At 59.2% G+C, this 2,762-nt stretch carries 4 protein-coding genes; all 4 read left to right on the top strand.

From position 1 onward, the window contains the following. On the top strand, positions 1-184 hold a 184-nt coding region (locus QZ326_RS12660; RefSeq protein ID WP_295745861.1), incomplete at its 5' end, for a TnpV protein. A 134-nt stretch (positions 185-318) separates the two neighbouring features. Beyond that, entirely contained in the window at positions 319-1,125 is an 807-nt protein-coding gene (locus QZ326_RS12665; RefSeq protein ID WP_295745864.1) for a phosphate ABC transporter substrate-binding protein, read from the top strand. Between the two features lie 2 nt (positions 1,126-1,127). Continuing rightward, positions 1,128-1,997 (top strand): phosphate ABC transporter permease subunit PstC, encoded by an 870-nt coding sequence (gene pstC, locus QZ326_RS12670; RefSeq protein WP_160235609.1) that lies wholly within the window; start codon positions 1,128-1,130, stop codon positions 1,995-1,997. A 2-nt stretch (positions 1,998-1,999) separates the two neighbouring features. Beyond that, a partial coding sequence (pstA, locus tag QZ326_RS12675) for a phosphate ABC transporter permease PstA (protein WP_295745870.1) occupies positions 2,000-2,762 on the top strand: 763 nt, incomplete at its 3' end.

Genomic DNA, 2,762 nt, shown 5'->3' on the forward strand with positions numbered 1-2,762 from the left:
CCACCTGCTGGACATTGACGATACCGCCCAGGAGTGGATGGACAGGATGCTCCCACAGATGATGGAGGCCGCTGACGTGACCGAGGAACTGAAAGCCCGTGACCAACTGGCGTGGGTGGGTCTGGTGAATAATTGCAGGGCCAGGGTGGAGGAAATTATCTTCGCAGAATTGATATATATTTAGCTTCAATCGCAAGTGCGTCCTGGCTGTGCCGGGGCGCATTTTTTACATGAATTTTACAATACTTGTCTTTTCGATTTTACATGACAGCAGTATCCTTTTTTCGTACCCAAAAGTCGAAAGGAGAAAACTTGAACATGAAAAAATTTGTAAGTCTTATGCTGGCTGCTGTGCTGGCCCTGTCGGTTATGGCGGGATGTTCACAGAAAATGTCCGGCAATGTCGCCACTGACGGTTCCACCTCCATGGAAAAGGTGATCGGCGCACTGGGCGAAGCATTTGAAGCGCAGAACAAGAACGTGACCTTCACCTATAACCCTACCGGCTCCGGCTCCGGCATTCAGGCGGTTTTGGAGGGACGCTGCGACATCGGCCTCAGCAGCCGCGACCTGAAAGCGGAAGAATCCGCCCAGGGGCTGACCGGGACGGTGCTGGCCTATGACGGCATCGCGGTGATCGTCAACCCCGACAATCCCGTATCCGAGCTTGACGTGGATACCATCGCCAGAATCTACACCGGCGAGATCACCAACTGGAAAGATGTCGGCGGACTTGACGCAGAAATTGTCCTGATTGGCCGGGAGGCCGGCAGCGGGACCAGGGACGGCTTTGAATCCATTACCGGCACAGCGGACAACTGCCAGTACCGCCAAGAATTGACCTCCACCGGCGATGTGATCACAACCGTGTCCCAAAACCCTGATGCCATTGGCTATGCTTCTCTTGCCTCCGTCAAAGACACTGTGCGGGCTGTTACAGTAGGCGGCGTGGCTCCCACGGAGGATACAGTGAAGAACGGCAGTTATGTCATTCAGCGGCCTTTCGTGCTGGTCACAAAGACGGACACGCCCCTTTCGGAACCGGCGCAGAAGTTTTTCGACTTCGCTATCTCCCCTGACGCGGCGGAGCTGATCTCCAATGCGGGCGCTGTGGCGGCAAATTGACGATGCGCAGTAGAAAGCAACTGGCGGAAACCGCCATCCACGGGATATTCCTGATGCTTGGGCTGGTCACGGTGGGCTGTGTCCTACTGATTACGGTCTATCTGGTGGCCTCCGGTATCCCCGCCATCCGGCAGATCGGGCTTGCGCCCTTTCTGTTGGGTGATACCTGGGAATCCACCGCTGCCCAGCCCTCATACGGCATCCTCCCGTTCATCCTTACCAGCGTCTACGGTACGGCGGGGGCCATCCTGTTCGGCGTTCCTGTTGGATTTTTCGCGGCGGTCTACCTGGCAAAGCTGGCTCCGCCGAAAGTCAAGGCTGTGGCGGAGGCCGCCGTCAGCCTCTTGGCGGGCGTCCCTTCGGTGGTGTACGGTCTGGTGGGGATGCTGGTGCTGGTGCCGGGTATCCGGGCGCTGTTCCATGTGCCGGACGGGGCCAGTCTGCTGGCGGCAATTATCGTCCTGGCAATTATGATCCTGCCCTCCATCATCAAAGTGTCTATCACCGCGCTGGAGGCGGTGCCGCAGGAGTACGAGGATGCATCCCTGGCCCTTGGCGCGACCCCGGTAGAAACCTATTTCCGGGTGTCCGTCCCTGCGGCGCGGAGCGGTATTGCGGCGGCGGTGGTGCTGGGGGTAGGCCGGGCCATCGGGGAGGCTATGGCGGTGATGATGGTGTCCGGCAACGCGGCCAATATGCCCTCGCTGTTTGAGAGCGTCCGCTTTCTCACCACGGCGGTGTCCAGTGAGATGTCCTATTCCAGCGGCCTCCAGAGGCAGGCGCTGTTCTCCATCGCCCTGGTGCTGTTCCTGTTCATCATGCTGATTAACGCCGTGCTGAATTTCTTTCTCAAACGGGGCAAGGAGGGCTGATGATGCTGGATAAACCGATTTCCTCGTCCCGGAGGGCCTACACCGGGGCAATGAAGCTGCTGTGCGTTCTGTCGGCCCTGCTGGTGTGCGTTTTGGCGCTGTTTCTCATCGGCTATGTGCTGGCGGCGGGCTTCCCCAATCTGTCCTGGGGATTGCTGACCACGAAACCCAGCTACCTGTCGGACACCATCGGCATCCTGCCGGATATTCTGAACACACTATACATCATTCTGGCGACCCTGCTGATCGTCCTGCCTCTGGGGGCGGGAGCGGCGGTCTACCTGACCGAGTACGCCGCAAATAAGCGTCTGGTGTCCGCCATCGAATACGCGGCGGAAACCCTCTCCGGCATCCCGTCCATTATCTACGGCCTTGTTGGGATGCTGGTGTTTACTGGCGTATTCGGGACTTCCCTGCTGGCCGGTGCGCTGACGCTGGTGATTATGAACCTGCCCACCGTCATGCGCACGACCCAGGAGAGCTTAAAAACGGTGCCGCAGAGCTACCGGGAGGGGGCCTTCGGTCTTGGGGCCGGAAAGTGGCGGGCTATCCGCACGGTGGTTCTCCCAGGCTGCGCGGACGGCATCATCACCGGCTGTATCCTGTCGGTGGGGCGCATTTTGGGCGAATCGGCGGCGCTGCTGTTCACAGCGGGCTTTGCCCACGCGCTGAACGGCTTTTTTACCGGCCTCACCAGTCCGGGGGCCACTCTCACCGTGGCGCTGTATGTCTACGCGAAGGAGCAGGGGGAGTTTGGCGTGGCCT

This window comes from uncultured Oscillibacter sp., from assembly GCF_910587525.1.
Lineage (GTDB): Bacteria > Bacillota > Clostridia > Oscillospirales > Oscillospiraceae > Oscillibacter.

What these genes read in the sequence shown, in the direction of transcription:
- QZ326_RS12665 (WP_295745864.1), top strand. Translation starts at nt 319, where the DNA reads ATGAAAAAATTTGTAAGTCTTATGCTGGCTGCTGTGCTGGCCCTGTCG.
- pstC (WP_160235609.1), top strand. Translation starts at nt 1,128, where the DNA reads ATGCGCAGTAGAAAGCAACTGGCGGAAACCGCCATCCACGGGATATTC.